Here is a 24,841-nt window from a genome sequence, read left to right on the forward strand (position 1 = left end):
TTGATGGTGTGATATGGAATCGAACGAACAAAAACTGACTGAACTGCGAACCACGCTTCGCCATCATGAATACCTGTACCACGTCATGGATACGCCGGAAATTCCTGATGCTGAATACGATCGGCTGATGCGTGAACTACGTGAACTGGAAGCTCAACATCCTGAATTGATTACGCCCGATTCACCTACCCAGCGCGTCGGCGCCGCACCGCTAGCCGCGTTCAGCCAGATTCGCCATGAAGTGCCGATGCTGTCGTTGGATAACGTTTTCGATGAAGAGAGCTTCCTTGCGTTTAACAAACGCGTTCAGGATCGTCTGAAAAATACCGATGACCTGACCTACTGCTGTGAGCTTAAACTCGATGGCCTGGCGGTCAGTATCCTGTATGAAAACGGCGTACTAGTACAGGCGGCGACCCGCGGCGATGGAACGACCGGTGAAGATATCACCTCCAACGTACGCACCATTCGCGCTATCCCTCTGAAGCTACACGGTGACAATATTCCGCAGCGGCTTGAGGTTCGCGGAGAGGTTTTCCTGCCGCAGGCAGGGTTTGAAAAAATTAATGAAGAGGCGCGGCGAACCGGCGGTAAAGTCTTTGCTAACCCGCGTAACGCGGCGGCGGGGTCTTTACGCCAGCTCGACCCGCGGATTACCGCGAAGCGTCCACTCACTTTCTTTTGCTACGGCGTGGGCGTACTGGAAGGCGGCGAGCTGCCGCGTAGCCACTCAGCGCGCTTGCAGCAGTTTAAGTTCTGGGGGCTACCGGTTAGCGAGCGTGTAAAGCTCTGCCATTCGCCAGAGGAAGTGCTTACTTACTATCGCAAAGTTGAAGAAGATCGGCCGAATCTGGGGTTTGATATCGACGGTGTGGTTATCAAAGTGGATTCGCTTGATCTCCAGGAGCAGCTTGGTTTCGTGGCCCGCGCGCCGCGCTGGGCAGTGGCGTTTAAGTTTCCGGCCCAGGAGCAGATGACTTTCGTGCGCGACGTCGAGTTTCAGGTTGGCCGTACTGGCGCCATCACGCCGGTAGCGCGTCTGGAGCCAGTACAGGTCGCCGGAGTTCTGGTTAGCAACGCGACGCTGCATAATGCTGATGAAATAGAACGCCTGGGGCTGCGCATCGGCGATAAGGTGGTTATTCGCCGCGCCGGGGATGTTATCCCTCAGGTCGTGAACGTCGTCCTCTCAGAACGCCCGGAGGAGACGCGTGAAATCGTGTTTCCCACGCATTGCCCGGTATGTCATTCCGACGTTGAACGCGTAGAAGGCGAAGTGGTGACGCGCTGTACCGGCGGCCTGATCTGCGGCGCCCAGCGTAAAGAAGCACTCAAGCACTTTGTCTCCCGTCGCGCCCTGGATGTGGAGGGGATGGGCGATAAAATCATCGATCAGCTGGTCGAAAAAGAGTATGTGCATACGCCTGCCGATCTTTTTCAACTGACGCCGGTTAAGCTTACCGGGCTCGATCGCATGGGGCCAAAATCAGCGCAGAACGTGGTGGATGCGCTGGAGAAGTCAAAAGAGACCACCTTTGCCCGTTTCCTTTACGCGCTGGGGATCCGTGAAGTCGGAGAGGCGACGGCAGCCGGTTTAGCGGCCCACTTTGGCACCATTGAGGCGCTGGAGCAGGCATCGATTGACGATCTGCAAAAAGTGCCTGATGTCGGGATTGTGGTCGCCACGCACGTGCGTAATTTCTTTGCCGAAGAGAGCAACCGCGAAGTGATTGCTCAGTTGCGTAAAGAAGGCGTCCGCTGGCCGGCGCCGGTGGTGGTCAATGCTGAAGAGATTGATAGCCCATTTGCCGGGAAAACGGTGGTTCTGACCGGTAGCCTGAGCCAGCTCTCCCGTGATGAGGCGAAAGCCCAGCTGGTTGCGCTGGGCGCGAAGGTGGCGGGCAGCGTGTCGAAGAAGACCGACCTGGTCATCGCCGGGGAGGCGGCGGGCTCTAAGCTTGCCAAAGCGCAGGAGTTGGGAATTGCGGTGATCGATGAAAACGAAATGCTGCGTCTGCTCGGAGAGTCGCGTGGATAAAAATCAGCTTATTGAGATTGCCAATACGGAAATGCCGTTTGGTAAATACAAAGGGCGGCGTTTAATCGATGTGCCGGAAGAGTATTTGCTGTGGTTTGCCCGTAAGGATCAATTTCCCGCCGGGCATCTTGGCGAGCTGATGGCGTTAACGCTATTGATTAAAACTGAAGGGCTGACCAGCCTGGTCGAGCCCCTTAAGCGCCCGCGTTAGGCTTCGGAGGCGCGGCTTTTCTCCTGCGCCTGTAACGCTTCGGCCTGGCGCTTATAGCGCCGCGCCAGCACCGCGCAGACCATAAGCTGAATCTGATGGAAGATCATCAGCGGCAGCACCATTATCCCCAGGATAGAGGTCGGGAAGAGAATATTGGCCATCGGAATGCCGTTCGCCAGGCTCTTCTTCGACCCGCAGAAGACAATCGTAATTTCATCCGCTTTATTAAACCCGCACCTGCGCGCCACAAACACGTTGATAGCAATTACAATCGCCAGCAGCACGATGCTGACAATAACGATAAACAGTAGCGATCCAATGCCGACTTTGTGCCAGATACCGTTAACCACCGCCTCGCTGAACGCCGAATAGACCACCAGCAGGATGGAGGTCTGGTCGGTTTTCGAGATCCACTTTTTATGTTTTGCCACCCAGTTGCCTATCCACGGGCGAGAGAGGTGCCCCAGCACAAACGGCAGCAGCAATTGCAGCATAATCTTGCCGACCTGCTCCAGACTTCCGCCCGCGCCGTGCAGATTCATCAACAGGCCGACCAGCAATGGCGAAATGAAGATCCCGAGCAGGCTTGAGGCCGAAGCCGAACATACTGCAGCCGCAACGTTGCCGCCCGCCAGAGAAGTAAACGCAATGGCCGACTGGACGGTGGCAGGAAGAATACAGAGGTAAATAAACCCGGTGTAGAGCGCCGGATCGACGTTAACGGGCGCCCACCAGGCGAACAGCACGCCAAGAACCGGAAAGACGATAAACGTGCTGCACATGACCCAGAGATGTAAACGCCAGTGGCTGCCCCCGGCAACAATCGCCTCACGCGAGAGTTTGGCGCCGTGCATAAAGAACAGCAGCGCGATCGCGGCGGTCGTTAAATGTTCGAAGAAAGGGACAAATCCACCGCGAGCAGGGAAAAAAGAGGCCAGCAGTACGACGGTGACTAACGTCAGGGTGAATGGATCAAGAATGCGGAAAAATTTCATAAACGCTCCTGAAAATCGATGCCGCTATTGTGCTTTCTTTAGTTTGAGAAATAAAATCGATTTATTGCATCTATTCATGAAAAAAAGAGATGAATTATTCGCTGCGTCAGTTAAAAGTTTTTGTGACCGTTGCCCGCGTTAAAAGCTTTAGTCGGGCAGGGGAGAGTATTGGTCTTAGCCAGTCTGCGGTAAGCCATAGCGTAAAAGAGCTGGAGCATCAGACCGGCGTACGCCTGCTTGACCGAACGACGCGTGAAGTGGTGCTCACGGAGGCCGGACAGCAGCTGGCGGCCCGGCTTGAGCGCTTGCTGGATGAACTCAATAGCACGCTGCGTGAGGCCGGTCGCGTCGGGCAACAGCTGATGGGTACCGTCCGGGTGGCGGCCAGCCAGACCATTTCCGCCCATCTGATCCCACAGTGTATTGCCTACAGTAACCGGCGCTATCCGGAGATAGATTTCGTTCTGCACGATCGTCCTCAGCAGTGGGTGCTGGAGAGCATCCGCCAGGGAGAAGTGGATTTTGGTATCGTTATCGATCCCGGCGCCGCTACCGATTTACAGTGCGAGACGGTTCTCGCTGAACCATTCTTGCTGCTTTGCCGCAGCGATCACCCTTTTGCCGGACGGGACGCGGTGAGCTGGCAGGACCTACAGCCCCAGCGGCTGGTTTTGCAGGATTATGCTTCTGGCAGCCGTCCGCTGATTGATGCCGCGCTCTCAGGATTTGCTGTAACCGCGAACATCGTGCAGGAGATTGGGCATCCGGCCACGCTATTTCCGATGGTTGAGTCGGGGATAGGTATCAGCATATTACCCGCATTAGCGCTGCCGCTCCCGCAGGGAAGCCGTTTGCAAGTGAAGCGGCTGACTCCGGTAGTGGAACGCCAGTTGATGCTGGCGCGGCGCAAAAATCGCTCGCTGTCGACTGCCGCGGAAGCGCTGTGGGAGGTGGTGCGGCTGCAGGCGGCCCGGCTTACTGCCTTACGCGAGAACAACCCCTTGTATCAGAAATGAAATCAATAGCTTTTTGATATCAAACTTCCGGGAAAACTGTATTGGTAATCGATTGCGTCGCATCGTTATAACAAGATGGTAGCCAATCATTTTATCCATTCTTCAGTTTTTAAGGACAGCTTATGAGCGACACGCTTTTCTCACAGAACCCCTGGTATAGCGCCGATATTATTCGCGGATATAAGCCGGATTTTACGCCGCGGGTGGCCTTTATCCTGGGGTCGGGTCTTGGGGCGCTGGCGGAACAAATTGAAGATGCGGTGGCGATTTCCTACGAGAAGCTGCCCGGCTTCCCGGTGAGTACGGTCCACGGCCATGCCGGTGAACTGGTGTTGGGAAATCTGGCCGGCGTTCCCGTTGCCTGTATGAAAGGGCGTGGGCACTTCTATGAAGGGCGGGGTATGACGGTGATGACCGATGCTATCCGCACGCTAAAGCTGCTGGGGTGTGAACTACTGTTTTGTACTAACGCGGCCGGCTCTTTACGTCCGGAAGTCGGGCCGGGAAGCCTGGTGGCGCTCAGAGATCATATTAACACGATGCCGGGCACGCCAATGGTAGGCCTGAATGATGAACGTTTTGGCGAGCGTTTTTTTTCTCTGGCCAACGCCTATGATGCGGATTATCGCGCCGTTCTGCAGAGCGTGGCGGCGGAGGAAGGGTTTCCGCTGAACGAAGGTGTATTTGTTTCCTATCCCGGGCCGAATTTTGAAACGGCAGCAGAGATTCGCATGATGCAGATTATTGGCGGCGATGTGGTGGGGATGTCCGTTGTGCCGGAAGTGATTACCGCCCGTCATTGCGGATTAAAAGTGGTAGCAGTCTCAGCCATTACCAATCTGGCTGAGGGGCTGGGCGATGTGACATTATCTCACGCGCAAACCCTGGCGGCGGCCGAGCTCTCCCGACAGAACTTTATCAACCTGATCTGCGGCTTCTTACGCAAACTGGCCTGAAAGAATAATAAATATGACCCCGCTTGCGGGGTCTTACTTTAATGGCAAGGAACGGAAAAAATGAGTATCGCCTCTCGCTTAAAGCTCATGTCGTTTTTGCAATATTTCATCTGGGGAAGCTGGCTGGTCACCCTGGGTTCTTACATGATAAACACGTTGCATTTCACCGGCGCAAACGTCGGTATGGTCTATAGCTCCAAAGGGCTGGCGGCTATTATCATGCCCGGCGTTATGGGGATTATTGCCGATAAATGGCTACGTGCGGAACGGGCATATATGCTCTGCCACCTGGTCTGCGCAGCAGTGCTCCTTTATGCGACGACCGTAACCGACCCGGATACCATGTTCTGGGTGATGCTGATTAACGCGATGGCCTACATGCCGACCATCTCCTTGTCTAACAGCGTTTCCTACTCCTGCCTGGCGCAGTCCGGCCAGGATCCGGCGACCGCGTTTCCTCCTGTTCGCGTATTTGGCACTCTTGGTTTTATTGTCGCCATGTGGACGGTGAGCCTGATGGGACTGGAGCTGAGCAGCGCGCAGTTGTATATCGCCTCTGCCGCGTCGTTATTACTGGCGATTTATGCGCTTACGCTACCGAAAATTCCTGTGACCGAGAAGAAACCTGGCACCACATTGTCCGCGAGGATGGGACTGGATGCATTCGTATTATTTAAAAATCCGCGGATGGCCATTTTCTTTTTCTTCGCGATGATGCTCGGGGCGGTACTGCAAATAACTAACGTCTTCGGTAACCCCTTTCTGCATGATTTCGCCCGTAACCCGGCGTTTGCCGACAGCTTTGTTGTGCGTTATCCCTCTATTTTGCTTTCAGTTTCGCAGATGGCGGAAGTCGCCTTTATTCTCACCATTCCTTTCTTTCTGAAACGCTTTGGCATTAAAACGGTCATGCTGATGAGTATGCTGGCGTGGACGCTACGCTTTGGCTTTTTTGCCTTTGGCGATCCGTCTCCGTTCGGTTTTGTTCTGCTGCTGATGTCGATGATTGTCTACGGCTGCGCATTCGACTTCTTTAATATTTCAGGGTCGGTGTTCGTTGAGCAACAGGCGGGGGCACATATTCGCGCCAGCGCGCAAGGGTTGTTTATGACCATGGTGAACGGTGTTGGCGCATGGGTAGGTTCGATTCTCAGCGGCATGGCCGTGGATTACTTCTCTATTGATGGCGTAAAAGAGTGGCAGACCATCTGGCTGGTGTTCGCGGCCTATTCATTGCTGCTGGCGGCTATTTTTGCCGTTTTTTTCAAATATAAACATGAACCTGAGGAGCTAATGAAGAAAGAGTTGGCCCATTAATCCTCTTCTGCGGCGGGCACATGTTCCGCCGTTTCATTTTTTCTGATGCAGTGTGGTAACTTTGCGCATTATCTTTATGCCCCAGGAGCGCATGAGCCATGGAACGCACGCATCGTATTGATCTGAAGTTATTGCGCTATTTTCTGGCTGTTGCAGAAGAGCTGCATTTTGGTCGTGCGGCGGCCCGTCTGAACATGTCGCAACCCCCGCTCAGCATTCACATTAAAGATCTGGAGCAGCAGCTCGGCACGCTATTGTTTGTTCGTCACTCCCGCAGCGTGGCCTTGACCCACGCAGGAAGAATCCTCATGGAGGAGTCCCGTCGTCTGCTTTCCAGCGCGCATCAGGCGCTGGCGCGAGTGGAGCAGATTGGGCGGGGCGAGGCCGGGCGGGTAGAGTTGGGCGTGATAGGCACCGCAATGTGGGGAAAAATGCGCCCGGTGATGCGTCGTTTTTTGAAAGAGCATCCTAACGTGGAAGTGCTTTTCAGAGAGAATATGCCCGCGATGCAGATGGCGATGCTAGAACGACGCGAGCTGGATGCCGGCATCTGGCGAATGGCGACGGCGCCTTCCCCAGGATTTACCAGCCTGCGCTTGCATGAGTCCTCTTTTCTGGTGGCCGTACCGGAAGAGCACCCCCTTGCCGCGCGTAAGGCGATTCCGCTTGCGGCGTTGCGTAACGAATATTTTGTCACTATGCCCTCAATACATACCGACTGGACGTTTTTACAACGCGTTTGCCAGAGCGCCGGATTCTCGCCGATGATTATCCGTGAGGTAATGGAGCCGCAAACGGTGCTGGCGATGGTCAGTATGGGGATCGGTATTACGCTCATCGCCGACAGCTATGCGCAAATGATGTGGCCGGGGGTTGTGTTTCGTCCGCTGGAAGAGCGCATACCCGCTGATTTATATATCGTCTATGATCAGCAGCAGGCGACGCCCGCGCTGGAGAAACTGGTTGCGACGCTAGTGAACTAAGCGTTATTGGCGAATGGTAAAGTAAAAGCCTGCTCCGGCTTTGTGTATCGCAGATAGCAAAAAAGCGCCTTTAGGGCGCTTTTTACATTGGTGGGTCGTGCAGGATGACTCGCTTCGCTCGCCCTTCGGACAACGCTACGCGTTGTGCAAAATTGTTCCCAACAATTTTGTCGACTCGAACCTGCGGCAGGTTCGAATCTTACATATTGCAGATAGCAAAAAAGCGCCTTTAGGGCGCTTTTTTACATTGGTGGGTCGTGCAGGATTCGAACCTGCGACCAATTGATTAAAAGTCAACTGCTCTACCAACTGAGCTAACGACCCGAAGTGGTGGGTGATGACGGGATCGAACCGCCGACCCCCTCCTTGTAAGGGAGGTGCTCTCCCAGCTGAGCTAATCACCCACTTCGGTACTTCATTTTACGACAAGAAATCCAGCTGGCGAGAAAGTGGTGGGTGATGACGGGATCGAACCGCCGACCCCCTCCTTGTAAGGGAGGTGCTCTCCCAGCTGAGCTAATCACCCACTTCTCAATTTCTTGCTACACGGCGGAGACTACGTAAAGTAGTTGGTGGGTGATGACGGGTTCGAACCGCCGACCCCCTCCTTGTAAGGGAGGTGCTCTCCCAGCTGAGCTAATCACCCCCGCTGTGTGGAGTCGCATTATAGGGAGAGTTGAAAATGAGTCAACGCCTTTTCTAAATAATTTGTTTGTTCGTCGTAAAATTAAACAAAACGATCGCAATGTCATCTGTGGCGCATGATTTATAAACAAAAAGGGTAAAGCGTGACGTTGAAACGGTAACAACATTGAGGAATCAGCCCACGGTGTTAGAATATTCCCCCATAAAATCCAACGTACACTGCCGCATGTCGGCACCTTTATCAAACGTAAGGCCACTTCATGAAAATCAAAACTCGCTTCGCGCCCAGCCCGACAGGCTATCTGCACGTTGGCGGCGCGCGTACTGCTCTCTATTCCTGGCTTTTTGCACGTAACCACGGCGGTGAGTTTGTGCTGCGTATTGAAGATACCGATCTTGAGCGCTCCACGCCGGAGGCCATTGAAGCCATCATGGATGGTATGAATTGGCTGAGCCTGGAATGGGATGAGGGTCCGTACTTCCAGACCAAGCGTTTTGATCGCTATAACGCCGTCATTGATGAAATGCTGCAGGCGGGCACGGCCTATAAATGCTACTGCTCCAAAGAGCGTCTGGAAGCGCTTCGTGAAGAACAGATGGCGAAAGGTGAAAAGCCGCGCTATGACGGCCGCTGCCGTCATGGCCACGAGCATCATACTGACGACGAACCTTGCGTGGTCCGTTTTGCCAACCCGGAAGAGGGTTCTGTTGTTTTTGACGATCAGATCCGCGGTCCGATCGAATTCAGCAACCAGGAGCTGGACGATCTGATTATCCGTCGTACCGACGGTTCCCCGACCTACAACTTCTGCGTAGTTGTTGACGACTGGGATATGGAGATCACCCACGTTATCCGTGGCGAAGACCATATTAACAACACCCCGCGGCAGATTAACATCCTGAAAGCGCTGAATGCGCCGGTGCCGGTTTACGCCCACGTTTCGATGATTAACGGCGATGATGGTAAAAAACTCTCCAAGCGTCACGGAGCGGTCAGCGTTATGCAGTATCGCGACGACGGCTACCTGCCAGAAGCGCTGCTGAACTATCTGGTGCGTCTGGGATGGTCCAGCGGCGATCAGGAGATTTTCTCTCGCGAAGAGATGATTAAACTGTTCAGTCTGGGCGCGGTGAGCAAGTCTGCCAGCGCGTTCAACACGGAAAAGCTGCAGTGGTTGAATCACCACTATATCAATTCACTGGCCCCGGAATATGTGGCAACGCATTTACAGTGGCACATTGAGCAGGAAAATATCGACACCCGTAACGGGCCTCAACTGGCTGAGCTGGTGAAACTGCTGGGTGAGCGCTGCAAAACGCTTAAAGAGATGGCGGCGAGCTGCCGCTATTTCTATGAAGATTTTGCTGAGTTTGATGCCGATGCGGCGAAAAAACATCTGCGTCCTGTTGCCCGTCAGCCGCTGGAAGTGGTGCGCGACAAATTAGCCGCCATTAGTGACTGGACGGCGGAAAATGTCCATCATGCTATTCAGGCAACGGCCGATGAGCTGGAAGTGGGGATGGGAAAAGTGGGGATGCCGCTGCGCGTCGCGGTGACCGGCGCAGGCCAGTCTCCGGCGCTTGATGTAACCGTGCATGCAATCGGTAAGTCACGTAGCGTAGAACGAATCAATAAAGCGCTGGCTTTTATTGCTGAACGGGAAAGTCAATAATCCTGATAGTAATATCGGGAGTTTTAAAACGGTGGGGCAAGCTAACCCCGCCGTTTTTTTTGCCTATTTTTTAGCATCAGCAATCCCTAGCCGGGATAGAAAACCGCTAATCCCTTCGCGGGCAAGAAGATCGCGCAGGTGCAACTGCTCTGCGGGGGTCATCAGGCGCATGGTCTCGACAATCTGGCGCCAGATCGTATCAGCATCATTCACAAAGTATTTGACGACTGGTTCCGCCAGCTGGTTATCAATGGTCAAATGCCGCAGCGCCGGGATATTTGCCAGGAAATCGATTACTGCTTTGTCGATGACAATCAGGCGAGCGCGCCCGCCTTTCACTCCGGGTATGGCTTCCGTCCGCCAATTTTGCTCTCTGGCCCAACGGTTAATGGTTTGCCGGGCGAGGTTAAGGCACTCGGCGAGCTCCGCTGGGGTCATTTTATCTTTAAGTTTCATCATGCTTTCACCGATCGCGGATACCCAGTCGGTTGAGTAGCCCGGTGATCCCTTCACGCAGCAGCAGCGACATAAACAGCTTTTGCTCTCCCGGCGTCATCTCTTTACATAGCGTAAGCAGCAAAGATTCCAGATCGTTATCGGTTGCGGAATAGGGAACGGGGTTTTCGGCTACGCGCTGTGCGCTGCGGATAAACTCGCGAACCTGCTCATTAACATGTACGAGGCGCGCTTTACCGCCCTGTACGCCGGGACGCGGGGAAGTTTGCCACCCCTCTTTGCGTACCCATTTGTTAATCGTTTGCCGGCTGAAGCCAGTCAGATGCGCTATTTCTTCAGGTGTCATTCGTTCCTTGAGCATACTATTTCCTGAGTAAATATGTGGGAATTAGTTGCACATGTTATAGCATCCTTTTAAAGGAAAGCGTGACATGTTTAGCTTCTGGCTGCGATAAGGCTCGCAATGTCAGCCGTTTGCCTGCTTTTTCAGCGATCAAATAGCTGGGATTGATTTTGCCGTTGACACCTGGCGAAGGAATTCATATTATGCCGCCCGTCAACACGACACGCTTTACGTTACGGGGCTATAGCTCAGCTGGGAGAGCGCTTGCATGGCATGCAAGAGGTCAGCGGTTCGATCCCGCTTAGCTCCACCAAAACCTGCACCCATCAGGTTTGGTTCGTAAAGAGGTCCTGTGGGGCTATAGCTCAGCTGGGAGAGCGCTTGCATGGCATGCAAGAGGTCAGCGGTTCGATCCCGCTTAGCTCCACCAAATTCGGAACCCTCGCTACGGCGGGGGTTTTTTGTTTGTCTGACGGACCGAGGAAATGTAAAGCATTCTTTGAATAAGTCAGCAAACCTCTGCGTTAAGTAATTTCAGATTTTTTCACTATTTAAAATCTTGCCTGCCTTTATTAAGCAACATAATATCTGTTGCCTAAATATATTTATTGCAGCTGGAGTTTTAATTAACAATAATGATTGATCATCTTAACATTAAGATCAAAAAAACTCTGCTGGCACTTCTGGTCTGCCTTATCGCAATTCCGCTGTCCCGATTTATTTCCCCACAAACCATTATTGACGGAAATCAAATTTATCTGGCATGGTTACCGCTGAGCTTAATGTATTCCGTGCTTTTTATTTTTGGTCGCTACGCTGTTGCACCATTGATTATCGCGTTTGCGATCACCAATGCCTGGATAATCGATTTGACGCTAGCCCAGGCGCTGATCCTGCTATTCTGCCAGCTCTTCTCGGTTTTTGTCTCCTGCGCTATTATCCGCTTTCAGCTTGGAAGGCGCTGGCGCGCCGGGCTGACGGCAAAACATATGGGCGCGAGGATTTTTTGGGGAGGCTTTTTCGCCCCACTCCTGTTGAAGGTCACGATGTATCTGGCGGGGCGCTTTTTTTCGTTTCCGCTGGCGATCTCAAGCTATTTCGGCAATATGTCAGTTATTTACACCATTATCGATATACAAAGCCTGATTAGCGCCGCATTAATTTTTACGACATTCTTTTATTATCCGTTGCGGATGATTATCAGTCCGCGTTATGCGCGAGCATTCTACCGCAATCTTTGTCACGCGTGGCGGAAGCGCGAGCAGCGGGTATTTACGTTGTATTGGTTTGTGGCCCTGACGGCAATATTACTGGTGCTGTGTACGCCTTATGACTCTGTTTTTATTGCCGGTTATTTAGTCCCGCTTATTTTCATTTTATACTTTATTGGTATTAGCCGCCTGGGACATGCGCTGATTCGCATTTCATGGTCCATTTCCGCCTTTTTACTCGTAGCGTATAACGAGAATTTTTTACATGGGGTACAAACTGAATATTCACTATCGTTTGTTCTTTCAGTATTAATTTGTTTCACTATCTGCTTGTTTTATATGGCGGATATCTATGCACGCAGTGAAAGAATGAAGTTCAGATGGCGGGATCAGGCGGAAGAAGATCCGCTAACCGGTTTACCGAATCTACGCGCGCTGGAGAGTCACCTACGGCAAAACCCTGCTGTTGCCATCAGCAGCCTGCGTATTCAGAATCTGGATTTTCTGAGCCGCCATTACGGCATGATGATGAGAGTGGAGAGCAAAAGGCAGATTGCCCGCAAACTACAGCCGCTATTGGCTCAGGGAGAACGCATATATCAGCTCCCCGGCAGCGAGCTGTTGCTGGTACTCAATGGCCCGGAGCCAGAGGCGCGTTTAAATCATATTGTTTCCACGCTTAACCATAAAAAGTTTAGTTGGAACAACCAGGCGTTGGATCTGGAATTTGGCGCATCATGGGGCGGCTACAGCGGCATAGAATCTGAGCTTCACCCGATGCTTGGTCAGCTTAGCTGGTTATCGGAGCAGGCTGGGGCAGGGCGGCGCGTATTAGCGTTGGACGCGGCGCAGGAGCAGATATCCGATCAAACGAGCGAACAGGTACGGCTGCTGGCGAAAATTAAACAGGCGCTTAGTGAGCGCGGAGTGGTGTTATACGCTCAGCCGATCCGCAATGCCTGCGGAGAAGGGTACTATGAGATACTTAGTCGTATGCGCTGCGGTAATACCATCATTACACCCGATAGGTTTATTCCACTGATTGCGCAATTTAACCTGAGCCAGCGTTTTGATATGCAGGTACTGGAAACGCTGTTTAGTTCGCTCAAACACCACCACGGTCGGCATTTCTCCGTTAACCTGCTGCCCTATACGCTGATGCAAAAGGATAGCGCGGCGCAAATCATCGCTCTGTTTAAACGCTATAACCTGTCGGCAGAGGCGATAACGATTGAAGTTACCGAGGAGCAGGTGTTTTCCGATGTTGAGACCAGCATGCATAACATCCAGCTGCTGCGAGATTTCGGCTGTGGCATCGCGATTGATGACTTTGGTACCGGCTACGCTAACTACGAGCGCCTGAAAAGCCTGCAGGCCGATATCCTGAAAATTGACGGCTGCTTCGTGCGTGATATCGAGACCGATCCGTTGGATGCCATTATGGTCAAATCTATTATTGAAATGGCTAAGGTTAAGAAAATGAAGGTGGTGGCGGAATACGTTGAAACGCCTGAGCAGCGGGAAAAGCTTCTTGAGTTAGGTGTTGATTATCTACAGGGGTATCTGATCGGTAAGCCGCTGCCGTTGAGCGAACTGCAGGCATGAAAAAGCCGGGACTTGCCCGGCTTTCGCTAATTACAGAACCAGCGCGGCGATAGATGCAGAGAGCACGCTCACCAGCGTAGAACCGTACACCAGCTTCAGGCCAAAGCGGGAAACTACGTTACCTTGCTCTTCATTCAATCCTTTAATTGCCCCGGCGATAATACCGATAGAGGAGAAGTTAGCGAAGGAGACCAGGAAGATAGAGATGATACCTTCCGCACGCGGAGAGAGCGTGGCGGCAACTTTCTGCAGATCCATCATGGCGACGAATTCATTAGAAACCAGTTTGGTGGCCATAATACTCCCTACCTGCAGCGCTTCACCCGCCGGTACGCCCATTACCCACGCTACCGGATAGAAGATATAGCCGAGGATCCCCTGGAAGGAGATACTATAGCCGAACCAGCCGGTGACGGTGGCGAACAGGGCGTTCAACGCGGAAATCAGCGCGATGAAGCCAATCAGCATGGCGGCAACGATAATCGCCACTTTAAAGCCCGCCAGAATGTATTCACCCAGCATCTCGAAGAAACTTTGGCCTTCATGCAGGTTGGACATCTGCAGGTTTTCTTCGCTTTCGTCGACGCGGTACGGGTTAATCAGCGACAGAACGATAAAGGTGCTGAACATGTTCAGTACCAGCGCCGCGACCACATATTTTGGCTGCAGCATGGTCATGTACGCGCCCACGATAGACATGGAGACGGTAGACATCGCGGTCGCCGCCATGGTGTACATGCGGTTGCGGGACATCTTGCCAAGAATATCTTTATAAGCGATGAAGTTTTCAGACTGGCCCAGAATCAGGGAGCTGACAGCGTTAAAGGATTCCAGCTTGCCCATGCCGTTGATTTTGGACAGTACGGTACCGATAGCGCGAATGACGATAGGTAGAATGCGAATATGCTGCAAAATACCGATCAGCGCAGAAATAAAGACGATCGGGCACAAAACTTTCAGGAAGAAGAACGCCAGACCTTTGTCGTTCATGTTGCCGAAGACGAAGTTTGTCCCTTCATTAGCGAAACCGAGGAGTTTTTCAAACATCTCGGAGAAGCCCTTCACAAAACCCAGACCAATGTCAGAGTTCAGGAAGAACCAGGCCAGCAGCACTTCAATGACCAGCAGCTGAATGACATAACGAATACGAATCTGCTTACGGTTGTGGCTGACCAACAGGGCCAGAATGGCCACCACTACGATCGCGAGAATAAAGTGCAGGACGCGGTCCATATTTGCTCCAAACATGAGGCAGGTTAAATTTCTTTGCACATTCTATGTAACAAGCGCAAAGAAAACGAGAGCTGGAACACACTATTGCAAGGATATGTGACTAATGGCAAAAATAGTGATCAACCATGCATTTTTGTTATGTTACGTAAAGGTTTTAAAAGTTGCTCTCTTGTACTATTCTGGTGATTAATTAAAAGCGTTTATCAGTTCCCCGGTTTATCAGTTGCCGACCCGCTATCGTTCCCTCCTATCACAGCAATCATTATCACCATTTCAAATGAACTTGATAATCATTCGCATTTTGATAGCATGAAACATAGCAAAGGCTATATTTCCAGAGGCAGAAAATGACAAACAGTCGCGTTGAGAATAGCAGCGGTCGCGCAGCGCGCAAGATTAAGCTCGCCCTGATGGGGCCGGCGTTCATTGCTGCCATTGGCTATATCGATCCGGGTAACTTCGCCACCAACATCCAGGCCGGCGCCAGTTTTGGCTATCAGCTGCTATGGGTGGTGGTATGGGCTAACCTGATGGCGATGCTGATTCAGGTGATGTCGGCGAAGCTGGGCATTGCCACCGGAAAAAATCTGGCAGAACAAATTCGCGACCACTACCCGCGTCCTGTGGTGTGGTTTTACTGGGTGCAGGCCGAAATCATCGCGATGGCGACCGACCTTGCCGAATTCATTGGCGCGGCTATCGGATTTAAGCTGGTGCTCGGCGTGTCATTGCTACAGGGCGCGGTGCTGACGGGGATTGCGACGTTCCTGATTCTGATGCTGCAGCGTCGCGGTCAAAAGCCGCTGGAAAAAGCGATCGGCGGACTGCTGCTGTTCGTCGCCGCGGCGTATGTCGTAGAGCTTATCTTCTCCCAGCCCGCGCTGGCGCCGTTGGCGAAAGGGATGCTTGTTCCGTCTCTGCCGACTAGCGAGGCGGTATTTCTTGCCGCCGGGGTGCTGGGGGCGACCATCATGCCGCATGTGATCTATCTACATTCATCCCTGACTCAGCACCTGCACGGTGGCACGCGGAAAGAGCGCTATAACGCCACGCGCTGGGATGTGGCGATTGCCATGACGATCGCGGGCTTTGTTAATCTGGCAATGATGGCAACCGCCGCTGCGGCCTTCCACTTCAATGGTCACACCGGCGTTGCCGACCTTGATCAGGCCTATCTGACGCTTGAACCCTTGCTGAGCCACGCGGCAGCCACCATCTTTGGCCTGAGTCTGATTGCGGCGGGTTTATCTTCTACGGTTGTTGGGACCCTGGCGGGGCAGGTGGTGATGCAGGGCTTTATCCGCTTTCATATCCCGCTGTGGTTTCGTCGGGCGATCACCATGCTGCCGTCGTTTATCGTGATTTTAATGGGGCTGGATCCCACGCGTATTCTGGTGATGAGCCAGGTATTGCTGAGTTTCGGTATTGCCCTCGCGCTGGTGCCGCTGCTGATATTCACCAGCGACTCCCGCTTGATGGGCGATCTGGTCAATTCCCGGTGGGTAAAACTGCTGGGGTGGGCGATTGTCGCCGTCGTTGTAGCGCTTAACGGCTGGTTGATTGTTGGGACGATATTCAGTTAAGCGCGATAATGAAAAAGGGAGCCGGATGGCTCCCTTTTATGATGAATATTAATGGTGGCCGTGGCCATGTCCGCGACCGCCGCCTGGTCCACGACCCCAACCGCCGCGTCGGTCATCACGGTCATTCCAGCCTTCACGATAGCCGCGCTCGTAGGCTTTACGTTTATCCCAGCCGCGATGCCAGCCGTTATCGTGACGACGCCAGCGGTTATCGCGCCATTCATAGTGTCGACGCCAATAATCACGGTCGCGCCAGCCGCCACCGTCCCAGTAGTTACCATAATTGTCGCGATCGCCAATTTGTAATTTTATTGATGGCAACAGGGTGATTTCACCAGCATTAGCGACCAATGGCGCTGAAGCCAGAAGCACTGCAGCCAAAATCAGTGACCTGAACATACTCTTCTCCTTCACGATCGGGGCCGTTGTCGGCCTGTTAACCCGATATTACGGGGCGGTAAAGCCCCGTCGTATCGGAGGAACTCCTAAATCGCCAGTGAGAGCACTTTTTGCTAAAGTAACAATGAATTTACACCGCAAGGATCGCGTCGATGGTTGCCCGCTCTTCGGCGCTGAAATGGCGGTTTTCCAGCATGCCAACTGCATCGTCGAGCTGCGAGGTTTTACTGGCGCCAATCAGTGCTGAAGTGACTTTCTCATCGCGCAGCACCCAGGCCAGCGCCATCTGCGAAAGCTTCTGCCCGCTGGATTCGGCCAGCGCGTCCAGTTGGCGAACTTTTTCCAGTTTGCTTTCAGTAAGCTGATCCGGTTGCAGGAACCGGCTGCCGCTGGCGGCGCGGGAGTCAGTCGGTATGCCGTGCAGGTAACGGTTAGTTAACTGGCCGCCCGCCAGCGGTGAAAACGCTATACTTCCCACCCCAGCGGTGTGCAGGAAATCCAGTAATCCCTCTTCGACCCAGCGTTCAAACATCGAATATTTTGGCTGATGAATCAGGCACGGCGTGCCGAGATCGTTAAGGATGTTGACGGCTTGCCGGGCCTGTTCGAGCGGATAGTTGGACAAGCCGACGTACAGCGCCTTGCCCTGGCGGACGATGTGGTCCAGCGCGCGCATGGTTTCCAGCAGCGGCGTTTCGGGGTCAGGGCGGTGGTGGTAGAAAATGTCGACATAGTCCAGGCCCATTCGTTTAAGGCTTTGATCGAGGCTGGCGATCAGGTACTTGCGCGATCCCCAGTCGCCATAGGGGCCGTCCCACATGGTGTAACCGGCTTTGCTGGAGATGATCAGCTCATCGCGATAGGGCAAAAAATCCTCTTTCAGAATACGGCCAAAATTGCTCTCCGCCGATCCCGGCGGTGGCCCGTAGTTATTGGCTAAATCGAAATGGGTTATGCCGAGATCGAATGCGTGACGCAGAAGCTGACGGCTGGTTTCCACCCGCGTTTCATCGCCAAAATTATGCCAAAGCCCCAGAGAAATTGCCGGTAGCTTTAGTCCGCTATGACCGCAGCGGCGGTATTCCATCGTTTGATATCGCGTGGCGTTTGCCCGGTAAACCATACTTCCTCCGCAGATAAAACAGGGTTGTGTATACGTTTACACTAAAGAATGTTTGGCACCGAGTATACTCCCTGAACGCGTAAATTTTACTTGCCACCGCATTTGTTGGGTGCAATGTGGACAGCGCAACTGCTTATTCAATACTCAACTTATCTGTATGAGAGGAGAGTAGGGATATGCAACCGACTTACACCATTGGCGATTATCTGCTGGATCGTCTCGTAGACTGCGGTATAGACCGCTTGTTTGGCGTACCTGGTGATTACAATTTACAGTTCCTCGACAGCGTTATTGCGCATCGGAATTTAGGGTGGGTAGGTTGTGCAAACGAGCTAAATGCGGCTTATGCCGCTGATGGCTATGCGCGTATCAAGGGCGCAGGCGCGCTGTTGACTACTTATGGCGTCGGCGAGCTGAGCGCGCTGAACGGCATCGCCGGGAGCTACGCCGAACATGTACCGGTCCTGCATATCGTTGGCGCTCCCTGTACCGGCGCACAGCAGCGCGGCGAGCTGCTGCACCATACGCTTGGCGATGGCGATTTCAGCCACTTTTCGCGTATGAGTGAACAAATTACCTGCTCACAGGCGGTGCTGGCGGCGGGAAATGCCTGCCATGAAATAGACCGGGTTTTGAGCGAAATGCTAACCCACCATCGCCCCGGTTATCTGATGCTGCCGGCCGATGTGGCGAAGGCAAAGACCACCCCGCCTGCTCATCGTTTGCGTATTCAGGGGCTGCCCGCCGATGAGAACCAGCTGGCGGGTTTCCGTGAGTACGCCGAACGGATGCTAAGAAGCAGCCGTCGCGTATCGTTGCTGGCCGATTTTCTCGCCCAGCGCTATGGGCTACAAAACGCGCTTCGAGAGTGGGTGGCGAAGGTCCCCGTTGCTTACGCCACGATGCTTATGGGCAAAGGCCTTTTTGATGAACAGCAGAGCGGTTTTGCCGGGACTTACAGCGGGATAGCCAGCGCGGAGGAAACTCGCGATGCTATCGAAAACGCGGATACCATTATCTGCATCGGTACGAGTTTTACCGACACCATTACCGCCGGCTTCACCCAGCACCTTCCGCTGGAAAAAACGATAGAAATACAGCCCTTTGCCGTCCGGGTTGGCGATCGCTGGTTCAGCCGGGTGCCCATGGAAAAGGCGCTCGCCATTTTAATCGAGCTCTCTGCCAGCCTGGCGGCAGAATGGGTTTCGCCGAATTTTCAGGCGCCCGGCGTGAGCGGCGCGCCAGAGGGGAACCTGACGCAGAAAAATTTCTGGAATACGGTGCAGAAACAGCTTCGCCCTGGAGACATTATCCTTGCCGATCAAGGTACCGCCGCTTTTGGCGCCGCTGCGCTTAAGCTTCCGGTCGACGCGACGCTGATCGTCCAGCCGTTATGGGGATCGATAGGCTTTACCCTTCCAGCGGCCTACGGGGCGCAAATCGCGGCAGCGGAAAGAAGGGTGGTGCTGATTGTGGGCGATGGTGCAGCGCAGTTAACTATTCAGGAACTGGGATCGATGCTCAGAGATAAGCAGCCTCCGCTGATTTTGTTGCTCAACAACGAAGGCTATACGGTCGAGCGCGCCATTCACGGCCCCGAACAACGCTACAACGATATTGCGCTCTGGGACTGGAATCGTCTGCCTGACGCTTTTGCTCCCGACGTCCCTTCCCGCTGTTGGCGAGTGACGCGCACGCAGGAGCTGCAGGAAGCGATGAATAGCAGCGTCGCCTCAGACAGGCTGACGCTGGTGGAGGTGATGCTGCCAAAAATGGATATCCCCGATTTTCTGCGTACGGTCACTCAGGCACTGGAGGAGAGAAACAGCCGCGTTTAATCGTTGGGGCGTTTGGCGATCATCAGCGGTTTCCCGGCAAGTAATAGCCAGGCGGGAAGCATAACGATGCACAGCAGCGGAAGTAACGTGGAATCTGGCACCACGACCGCTGCCATAAACAGGCTCAACCAGCCATCGCGCGTCACCACCAGCGTCAGTCCGAGGATCGCACAGGAAACGGTGATCGCTGCCGGGACGGCATCCACGTGCGCATGAAGCATCAGTCCGAGCGCGACGCCGACGAACACTGCCGGGAAAATCCGCCCGCCGCGAAAACCGCAGGCGGCGGCCAGTACCAGCGCCGCCAGCTTCACCAGAGCAATAAGCATGAAATCGCCGGCGGTCAACGTCTGGCTAAAGGCTAATTGCTGCATTTCTTCAAGGCCTTTGAAAAGGGTGATATGTCCGCCGATGACGCCGAGGATCCCCAATAAAAATCCGCCGATACCGAGGGTTAAGATCGGATTTTTCAGTCGTTGCATCAGCGCGTGTAAACGCGGCAGGCACCAAACGCCAACCATGCCGACCGCAATAGCAATAAGCGTAACGATAGCCCCGCTAAAGATATCGACAAGCCGCCACTGATTGTAGTGCGCGATAGGTAGCGAAAAATTGGGGTGGAAAAAAAGCCCAGTGGTCAAAGAGCCCGCTGCCGCGGCAAGCATTGGTGCGAAGAGCCGGTCCCAAAGCGGGACATCGTTACTGCTGTTCAGCGTTTGCGAAAAGATCAGCGCCGCAGCAACAGGCGTACCGAATAGTGCTCCGATGGTGCCGGAAGAGGCGAGTATCGTCCAGTCGAGCGCGCTGACTCGGGGGAAAAGGCGCGAGCCAAGCGCCACCGTCAGAGCGATATTTATCACCATAATAGGATGTTCCGGCCCCAGGCTAACGCCGCCTGCCAGGCCGATTATCAGCGCCGCGAGCAGGCCGGGCAGCGCGCTGGGGCTCACCGGGGCGCCAATAAGCGACTCGGTGGCCGGATCGGGGCCGGCGTGCCCAGGGCTAAAACGTACGACCAGACCCACGGCAATGCCGGTGCAGGTGAGGATAGCAATCGTCCAGACAGGGCCGCTGGCGTTCATGCCCAGGGCTCCGGGTAGGCTACTCCAGAGAATATTCTGCAACATGGCTGCCGTTTTCATCGCCACAATTAATACCAGGCTGGCAGCAATACCGATCACGATTGCGGGTATCGATAACAACAGCATCGTTCTGGCGCGCGGGTGCAGCATGAAAATATCCTTCTGAAAATTTCGAAGCACTACTTTGCCCGGACGCGTTTAGGGCGTTGGCGCAAATGGTGCTGAAACGATAAAGTAACGAGGTAGCCTGGCGATCGTGCCGCACAATATTTTCATAAATTACAGCCTAACTGTGATGTAGGTCGCTAAACAAAGGGCGCTTATACGTTGGTCGTTGTTGTTAGGTCGTCATGAATTTAGAGTGTGCCAAAGAATCATTTTGACTTTAGCGGAGCCGTAACGGAATGACAAAATTTGCTTTAGTAGGGGACGTTGGCGGAACGAATGCCCGTCTGGCGTTATGCGATCTTGCAAGCGGAGAAATATCCCGAGCCAAGACCTATTCCGGGCTCGATTATCCCAGTCTTGAAGCCGTTGTTCAGGTCTATCTGGAAGAGCATAACGTCAAGGTAGAAGATGGCTGTATTGCCATCGCCTGTCCGATTACCGGCGACTGGGTGGCGATGACCAACCACACTTGGGCATTTTCTATCGCTGAGATGAAGAAGAACCTGGGGTTCTCACATCTGGAAATCATTAACGATTTTACTGCGGTATCGATGGCAATCCCCATGCTGAAAGCTGAACATCTGATTCAGTTTGGTGGCGCGAAGCCGGTGGAAGGCAAGCCGATTGCCGTTTATGGTGCTGGTACCGGGCTGGGCGTCGCTCATCTGGTACACGTTGATAAACGCTGGGTGAGTCTGCCGGGCGAGGGCGGCCATGTGGATTTCGCGCCCAATAGCGAAGAAGAAGGCATTATTCTGGAAGAACTGCGTACCGAGCTGGGGCACGTCTCCGCCGAACGCGTATTATCTGGACCTGGGTTAGTCAATCTTTATCGTGCGATCGTTAAGTCTGATGGGCGTCTGCCGGAAAACCTGCAGCCTAAGGATGTCACCGAACGCGCGTTGGCTGATACCTGCATCGATTGCCGTCGCGCCCTGTCGCTGTTTTGCGTCATTATGGGGCGATTTGGCGGTAACCTGGCGCTAACGCTCGGCACCTTTGGCGGCGTGTATATTGCTGGCGGCATTGTTCCGCGCTTCCTCGAATTCTTTAAAGCTTCCGGCTTTCGCGGCGGTTTTGAAGATAAAGGCCGGTTTAAAGCCTTCGTCCAGGATATTCCAGTGTATCTGATCGTTCACGACAATCCGGGACTGCTGGGCTCCGGCGCGCACCTGCGTCAGACGCTCGGGCAGGTTCTGTAAGCTCTGTCTCTTTTACCCGAATAAAATCATTATTCGGGTAAATCCTCTACAGATGCATGAGCTGGCGAAACTCTTTCACCTTGCTGCGGCTCACCGGAACCTGAAACTCAAGATCGCGAAGCCGCAGAATATAGGTGTTGTTGAACCAGGGTTCGATTTCGCGAATTTTGTTCAGGTTGACGCAGTACGAGCGGTGGCAGCGGAAAAAGTGCGCCGGCGGCAGCTTGTTGCAGAACTCCGTGATATTCATTGGCATCACGAACGACTCCTTCCGCGTATAAACAAATGTCATCTTTTCATGCGCTTCCGCGTAGTAAATATCGTGGATGCTGGTGACAATAATGCGCTCATCTTTAATCAGATTAATCGTGTCGTTTTCCCGGGTTGGATTGGGCGCTGCCCCGGTAGCGATGCTAGACTGCTGCTGTTGCAGCCAGGCGCTGTTGAGCTTTTGCAGCATGTTGATAATGCGTGATTCCTGGTAGGGTTTAAGGATGTAATCGAACGCCTCCAGCTCAAAGGCTTCCACCGCATGCTCCTTCCACGCGGTAATAAAAACGATAAAGGGCTTGTGCGCGAACTGGCTGATGTTTTGCGCCAGCAGTACGCCATCCAGCGACGGGATGTTGATATCGAGAAAAATAGCGTCGACTTTGTTGTGCTGTAAAAACTTCAGCACATCGAGTCCGTCGTCAAAGGTACCGACAATCTCCATTTCGCTATGGGTATTAATCAACCAGGTGAGCTCTTGCTGCGCGAGGAACTCATCTTCCACAATGATGACTTTCATTTTATCTCCGCTCATGACAGCAGCGACTCCGTAGCCACCTGGGGCGCGTAGTGGGTTGGCACATAGAAAGCGATTTCGGTCCCCGGCGTCAGGCGTCGGATATGCAGGCCTTCTCCGTACAGTAGCTTGACCCGATGATGAACGTTGAGTAAACCGATTTTATTTCCCGGCATTTCGTCAGCCTCTACCCTCGCTACCACCGCCGGGTCGATACCGTTCCCCGTATCGCGAACGCTAATCCGTACTCGATTCCCGCACTCATTAATGCCGATGGTCACCACGCCTTTCCCTTTGCAGGGCTGAATTCCGTGGACGATGGCATTCTCCACCAGCGGCTGAATAAGCAGACTGGGGATCATAAAGCTGACTTCATCATCAATATCATAAATCACCGTCAGCTTGTCGCCGAAGCGGGCCTGTTCAATCGCGATATAATCCTTGATTTGATACAGCTCCCTTTTGATATCTATTTGTTCATCATCTTTTAATTCAATGTTGTAGCGTAAATAGCGCGACAAATTAAAAATTAACTGGCGCGCGGTGTCTGGATTCATGCGAATCGACGACGAAATGGCGTTCAGGGCATTAAATAAGAAATGGGGATTAATTTTACTCTGCAGCGCGCGCAGTTCAGCTTTATTGGCCATTTCACGCAGCTGTTCAGCGCGGGAGACCTCCAGCTGCGTGGAGATGATTTGCGACAGGCCAATCGCCATTTCCTGCAATGAAGAGGTGATGCGGTGCGCGTGGCAGTAATAGATTTTTAGCGTACCGGTGACGACGCCTTTTTCCCATAGCGGAATGACCAGCATGGAGTGTATTTCCGGCGTCCGGTGAGCTTCATCATTGTTTTTAATAATGATTTTTCCATAGCGGATCGCCTGTTGCGTCGTTGGGCTAATAAAGTCGTCGTTGTTGCGGTAGTTGATTTCACCAACCCCGACGTAGGCCATGACGTGCTGGGTATTGGTAATGGCGACGGCATCGGCATTAATGTCGCGGCGGATAATATCGCAGACCTGACGCAGGGACTCGCTGTTGACGTGGCGAAACAGCGGTAGCGTTTTGTTGGCGATGTCGAGCGCCAGTTTTGCCTGGCGGGCGGCGCTGGCTTCCTTTTCGCCCTCAACACTCTGCACCAGTAAAACGATAAAGCCGATACATACGCTGCCGAGGATCATCGGAATACCGATTTTTGACACGATATCGATCCCCAGCGCCAACGAAGGCGCCCATACGACCACGAGGATCATGGTTAACGTTTCGCATAGCATGCCGGCGAGAATCCCCGCTTTCCAGCGCTGCGCTTTAGGCACTTTACGACTGATAAAACCGGAGAGCAGACCGGCGACGATGCTGGTAATAAAACAGGGGACGGCGGTGACGCCATCAATATCGATCAGGTAGCGATGTACCCCGGCGATCGCGCCGACAATCGCCCCAACCCAGGGGCCGAACAGGATCCCGCCGGACATGACCGCGATAATACGCACGTTGACCAACGATCCTTCGACCGGTACGCCTGACCAGGTACTGAACAGGGCAAAGAGGGAGAAGATCGCGGTAACGGCCAGCAGCTCTTTTGGCGTATGCGCGGATTTATGTAGAAGTTCACGAAACAGGCGCAGACGAATGAGGAAAAAGAGGCAAATCAGCATTAATGCCGCACGGTCAAAAACCGCCAGCAGCATAGTAAATATTTCGTGCATGTGTGCGCCGTGTTAATCGCGAGAAAGCAACATGATAGAAAACCTCGCGGCAGAAGGCCAGCTGAAGGCATGAATAGGGAAAAGTCTTACAAATAAAAGGGGATTAATGATAAAGACCTGAGATTCAATAGCGTCTACTGATGAAAAACGATTCAGGTCAAATTATAGATATCAATATGTTAATTTTAATGAGCCAGGCGAGATGGTGGAAGAACGTTGCTGCCCTATTTTGCTGAACTGATGCCCGTTTTTACCGCCAGAAATT

20 protein-coding genes and 6 tRNA genes are annotated in these 24,841 nt (G+C 53.3%); 13 read left to right on the forward strand and 13 right to left on the reverse strand.

The window, feature by feature from the left end; genetic code table 11:
* Positions 1-13: 13 nt before the first annotated feature.
* Together ligA and K7H21_RS07710 are read left to right on the forward strand one after the other, a co-directional pair.
* Positions 14-2,038: an NAD-dependent DNA ligase LigA gene (gene ligA / locus K7H21_RS07705; RefSeq protein WP_223035686.1), complete on the forward strand. Its 2,025-nt coding sequence runs from the start codon at positions 14-16 to the stop codon at positions 2,036-2,038.
* On the forward strand, positions 2,031-2,249 hold the full coding sequence (locus K7H21_RS07710) for a DUF3820 family protein (RefSeq protein WP_142446730.1): 219 nt from the start codon (positions 2,031-2,033) through the stop codon (positions 2,247-2,249). The genes ligA and K7H21_RS07710 overlap by 8 nt, the downstream gene beginning before the upstream one ends.
* Here the strand turns inward: K7H21_RS07710 and K7H21_RS07715 are convergent.
* Positions 2,246-3,244, reverse strand: a complete 999-nt coding sequence (locus K7H21_RS07715; protein WP_004123343.1) for a bile acid:sodium symporter family protein — start codon at positions 3,242-3,244, stop codon at positions 2,246-2,248. The two genes, K7H21_RS07710 and K7H21_RS07715, sit on opposite strands and share 4 nt — an antisense overlap.
* Before the next feature lie 89 nt (positions 3,245-3,333).
* Here K7H21_RS07715 and K7H21_RS07720 point away from each other — a divergent pair, with 89 nt between their 5' ends.
* From K7H21_RS07720 to K7H21_RS07735, 4 genes are all read left to right on the forward strand, one after another.
* The gene (locus K7H21_RS07720) at positions 3,334-4,260 is read left to right on the forward strand and encodes a LysR family transcriptional regulator (RefSeq protein ID WP_223035687.1); all 927 of its coding nucleotides are present in this window, start codon (positions 3,334-3,336) and stop codon (positions 4,258-4,260) included.
* A 122-nt stretch (positions 4,261-4,382) separates the two neighbouring features.
* Positions 4,383-5,216 (forward strand): xanthosine phosphorylase, encoded by an 834-nt coding sequence (gene xapA / locus K7H21_RS07725; protein WP_223035688.1) that lies wholly within the window; start codon positions 4,383-4,385, stop codon positions 5,214-5,216.
* Positions 5,217-5,276: 60 nt separating this feature from the next.
* A complete protein-coding gene (locus K7H21_RS07730) occupies positions 5,277-6,533 on the forward strand; it encodes a nucleoside permease (RefSeq protein ID WP_123828988.1) in 1,257 nt (418 codons plus the stop codon).
* A gap of 98 nt (positions 6,534-6,631) precedes the next feature.
* A complete protein-coding gene (locus tag K7H21_RS07735; RefSeq protein WP_004123327.1) occupies positions 6,632-7,516 on the forward strand; it encodes a LysR family transcriptional regulator in 885 nt (294 codons plus the stop codon).
* Between the two features lie 248 nt (positions 7,517-7,764).
* Here the strand turns inward: K7H21_RS07735 and K7H21_RS07740 are convergent.
* From K7H21_RS07740 to K7H21_RS07755, 4 genes are all read right to left on the reverse strand, one after another.
* Positions 7,765-7,840, reverse strand: a tRNA-Lys gene (locus tag K7H21_RS07740).
* 4 nt (positions 7,841-7,844) lie between these two features.
* Positions 7,845-7,920: transfer RNA gene (locus K7H21_RS07745), tRNA-Val, on the reverse strand.
* Positions 7,921-7,966: 46 nt separating this feature from the next.
* Positions 7,967-8,042 (reverse strand) — tRNA-Val (locus K7H21_RS07750).
* Between the two features lie 44 nt (positions 8,043-8,086).
* A tRNA-Val gene (locus K7H21_RS07755) sits at positions 8,087-8,162 on the reverse strand.
* Between the two features lie 259 nt (positions 8,163-8,421).
* Here K7H21_RS07755 and gltX point away from each other — a divergent pair.
* Positions 8,422-9,834: a glutamate--tRNA ligase gene (gene gltX / locus K7H21_RS07760; RefSeq protein ID WP_004123325.1), complete on the forward strand. Its 1,413-nt coding sequence runs from the start codon at positions 8,422-8,424 to the stop codon at positions 9,832-9,834.
* A gap of 63 nt (positions 9,835-9,897) precedes the next feature.
* Here the strand turns inward: gltX and K7H21_RS07765 are convergent, their stop codons facing one another.
* Positions 9,898-10,293, reverse strand: a complete 396-nt coding sequence (locus K7H21_RS07765) for a YfeC-like transcriptional regulator (protein WP_004123323.1) — start codon at positions 10,291-10,293, stop codon at positions 9,898-9,900.
* Positions 10,294-10,297: 4 nt separating this feature from the next.
* A complete protein-coding gene (locus K7H21_RS07770; RefSeq protein ID WP_004123321.1) occupies positions 10,298-10,651 on the reverse strand; it encodes a YfeC-like transcriptional regulator in 354 nt (117 codons plus the stop codon).
* A 219-nt stretch (positions 10,652-10,870) separates the two neighbouring features.
* Here K7H21_RS07770 and K7H21_RS07775 point away from each other — a divergent pair.
* The 3 genes from K7H21_RS07775 to K7H21_RS07785 all read left to right on the forward strand — a co-directional run bounded on the left by K7H21_RS07775 (position 10,871) and on the right by K7H21_RS07785 (position 13,449).
* A tRNA-Ala gene (locus K7H21_RS07775) sits at positions 10,871-10,946 on the forward strand.
* Between the two features lie 41 nt (positions 10,947-10,987).
* Positions 10,988-11,063 (forward strand) — tRNA-Ala (locus tag K7H21_RS07780).
* 205 nt (positions 11,064-11,268) lie between these two features.
* A complete protein-coding gene (locus tag K7H21_RS07785) occupies positions 11,269-13,449 on the forward strand; it encodes an EAL domain-containing protein (RefSeq protein ID WP_049114640.1) in 2,181 nt (726 codons plus the stop codon).
* A gap of 30 nt (positions 13,450-13,479) precedes the next feature.
* Here K7H21_RS07785 and K7H21_RS07790 read toward each other — a convergent pair whose 3' ends face one another.
* Positions 13,480-14,682 (reverse strand): NupC/NupG family nucleoside CNT transporter, encoded by a 1,203-nt coding sequence (locus K7H21_RS07790; protein WP_004104312.1) that lies wholly within the window; start codon positions 14,680-14,682, stop codon positions 13,480-13,482.
* 347 nt (positions 14,683-15,029) lie between these two features.
* On the opposite strand from K7H21_RS07790, the gene K7H21_RS07795 reads away from it, so the two are divergent.
* A complete protein-coding gene (locus tag K7H21_RS07795) occupies positions 15,030-16,265 on the forward strand; it encodes an Nramp family divalent metal transporter (RefSeq protein ID WP_004123315.1) in 1,236 nt (411 codons plus the stop codon).
* Between the two features lie 48 nt (positions 16,266-16,313).
* Here the strand turns inward: K7H21_RS07795 and K7H21_RS07800 are convergent, their stop codons facing one another.
* Entirely contained in the window at positions 16,314-16,664 is a 351-nt protein-coding gene (locus K7H21_RS07800) for a DUF2502 domain-containing protein (RefSeq protein WP_004123311.1), read from the reverse strand.
* A gap of 130 nt (positions 16,665-16,794) precedes the next feature.
* Complete coding sequence (gene mgrA / locus K7H21_RS07805) at positions 16,795-17,787, reverse strand: L-glyceraldehyde 3-phosphate reductase (protein WP_223035689.1); 993 nt, start codon at positions 17,785-17,787, stop codon at positions 16,795-16,797.
* Between the two features lie 176 nt (positions 17,788-17,963).
* On the opposite strand from mgrA, the gene K7H21_RS07810 reads away from it, so the two are divergent.
* Entirely contained in the window at positions 17,964-19,625 is a 1,662-nt protein-coding gene (locus K7H21_RS07810; RefSeq protein WP_223035690.1) for an alpha-keto acid decarboxylase family protein, read from the forward strand.
* Here K7H21_RS07810 and K7H21_RS07815 read toward each other — a convergent pair.
* Positions 19,622-20,857: an ion channel protein gene (locus K7H21_RS07815; RefSeq protein ID WP_223035691.1), complete on the reverse strand. Its 1,236-nt coding sequence runs from the start codon at positions 20,855-20,857 to the stop codon at positions 19,622-19,624. The genes K7H21_RS07810 and K7H21_RS07815 overlap by 4 nt on opposite strands.
* 254 nt (positions 20,858-21,111) lie before the next feature.
* On the opposite strand from K7H21_RS07815, the gene glk reads away from it, so the two are divergent.
* Entirely contained in the window at positions 21,112-22,077 is a 966-nt protein-coding gene (gene glk / locus K7H21_RS07820) for a glucokinase (protein WP_004123300.1), read from the forward strand.
* A gap of 46 nt (positions 22,078-22,123) precedes the next feature.
* On the opposite strand, the gene K7H21_RS07825 is transcribed toward glk, so the two are convergent.
* Both K7H21_RS07825 and K7H21_RS07830 read right to left on the reverse strand, forming a co-directional pair.
* A complete protein-coding gene (locus K7H21_RS07825) occupies positions 22,124-22,867 on the reverse strand; it encodes a LytR/AlgR family response regulator transcription factor (protein ID WP_004123296.1) in 744 nt (247 codons plus the stop codon).
* Positions 22,868-22,878: 11 nt separating this feature from the next.
* Entirely contained in the window at positions 22,879-24,576 is a 1,698-nt protein-coding gene (locus K7H21_RS07830; RefSeq protein WP_004123293.1) for a sensor histidine kinase, read from the reverse strand.
* Positions 24,577-24,841 lie beyond the last annotated feature (265 nt).

Origin of the sequence: Klebsiella sp. CTHL.F3a, assembly GCF_019890895.1 — a bacterium.
GTDB lineage: Bacteria > Pseudomonadota > Gammaproteobacteria > Enterobacterales > Enterobacteriaceae > Klebsiella > Klebsiella grimontii.

What these genes read in the sequence shown, in the direction of transcription:
- K7H21_RS07795 (WP_004123315.1), top strand. Translation starts at nt 15,030, where the DNA reads ATGACAAACAGTCGCGTTGAGAATAGCAGCGGTCGCGCAGCGCGCAAG.
- gltX (WP_004123325.1), top strand. Translation starts at nt 8,422, where the DNA reads ATGAAAATCAAAACTCGCTTCGCGCCCAGCCCGACAGGCTATCTGCAC.
- ligA (WP_223035686.1), top strand. Translation starts at nt 14, where the DNA reads ATGGAATCGAACGAACAAAAACTGACTGAACTGCGAACCACGCTTCGC.
- K7H21_RS07715 (WP_004123343.1), bottom strand. Translation starts at nt 3,244, where the DNA reads ATGAAATTTTTCCGCATTCTTGATCCATTCACCCTGACGTTAGTCACC.
- K7H21_RS07735 (WP_004123327.1), top strand. Translation starts at nt 6,632, where the DNA reads ATGGAACGCACGCATCGTATTGATCTGAAGTTATTGCGCTATTTTCTG.
- K7H21_RS07815 (WP_223035691.1), bottom strand. Translation starts at nt 20,857, where the DNA reads ATGCTGCACCCGCGCGCCAGAACGATGCTGTTGTTATCGATACCCGCA.
- K7H21_RS07830 (WP_004123293.1), bottom strand. Translation starts at nt 24,576, where the DNA reads ATGCACGAAATATTTACTATGCTGCTGGCGGTTTTTGACCGTGCGGCA.
- K7H21_RS07765 (WP_004123323.1), bottom strand. Translation starts at nt 10,293, where the DNA reads ATGATGAAACTTAAAGATAAAATGACCCCAGCGGAGCTCGCCGAGTGC.
- K7H21_RS07785 (WP_049114640.1), top strand. Translation starts at nt 11,269, where the DNA reads ATGATTGATCATCTTAACATTAAGATCAAAAAAACTCTGCTGGCACTT.
- xapA (WP_223035688.1), top strand. Translation starts at nt 4,383, where the DNA reads ATGAGCGACACGCTTTTCTCACAGAACCCCTGGTATAGCGCCGATATT.
- K7H21_RS07790 (WP_004104312.1), bottom strand. Translation starts at nt 14,682, where the DNA reads ATGGACCGCGTCCTGCACTTTATTCTCGCGATCGTAGTGGTGGCCATT.
- mgrA (WP_223035689.1), bottom strand. Translation starts at nt 17,787, where the DNA reads ATGGTTTACCGGGCAAACGCCACGCGATATCAAACGATGGAATACCGC.
- K7H21_RS07800 (WP_004123311.1), bottom strand. Translation starts at nt 16,664, where the DNA reads ATGTTCAGGTCACTGATTTTGGCTGCAGTGCTTCTGGCTTCAGCGCCA.
- K7H21_RS07720 (WP_223035687.1), top strand. Translation starts at nt 3,334, where the DNA reads ATGAATTATTCGCTGCGTCAGTTAAAAGTTTTTGTGACCGTTGCCCGC.
- K7H21_RS07810 (WP_223035690.1), top strand. Translation starts at nt 17,964, where the DNA reads ATGCAACCGACTTACACCATTGGCGATTATCTGCTGGATCGTCTCGTA.
- K7H21_RS07770 (WP_004123321.1), bottom strand. Translation starts at nt 10,651, where the DNA reads ATGCTCAAGGAACGAATGACACCTGAAGAAATAGCGCATCTGACTGGC.
- K7H21_RS07730 (WP_123828988.1), top strand. Translation starts at nt 5,277, where the DNA reads ATGAGTATCGCCTCTCGCTTAAAGCTCATGTCGTTTTTGCAATATTTC.
- K7H21_RS07825 (WP_004123296.1), bottom strand. Translation starts at nt 22,867, where the DNA reads ATGAAAGTCATCATTGTGGAAGATGAGTTCCTCGCGCAGCAAGAGCTC.
- glk (WP_004123300.1), top strand. Translation starts at nt 21,112, where the DNA reads ATGACAAAATTTGCTTTAGTAGGGGACGTTGGCGGAACGAATGCCCGT.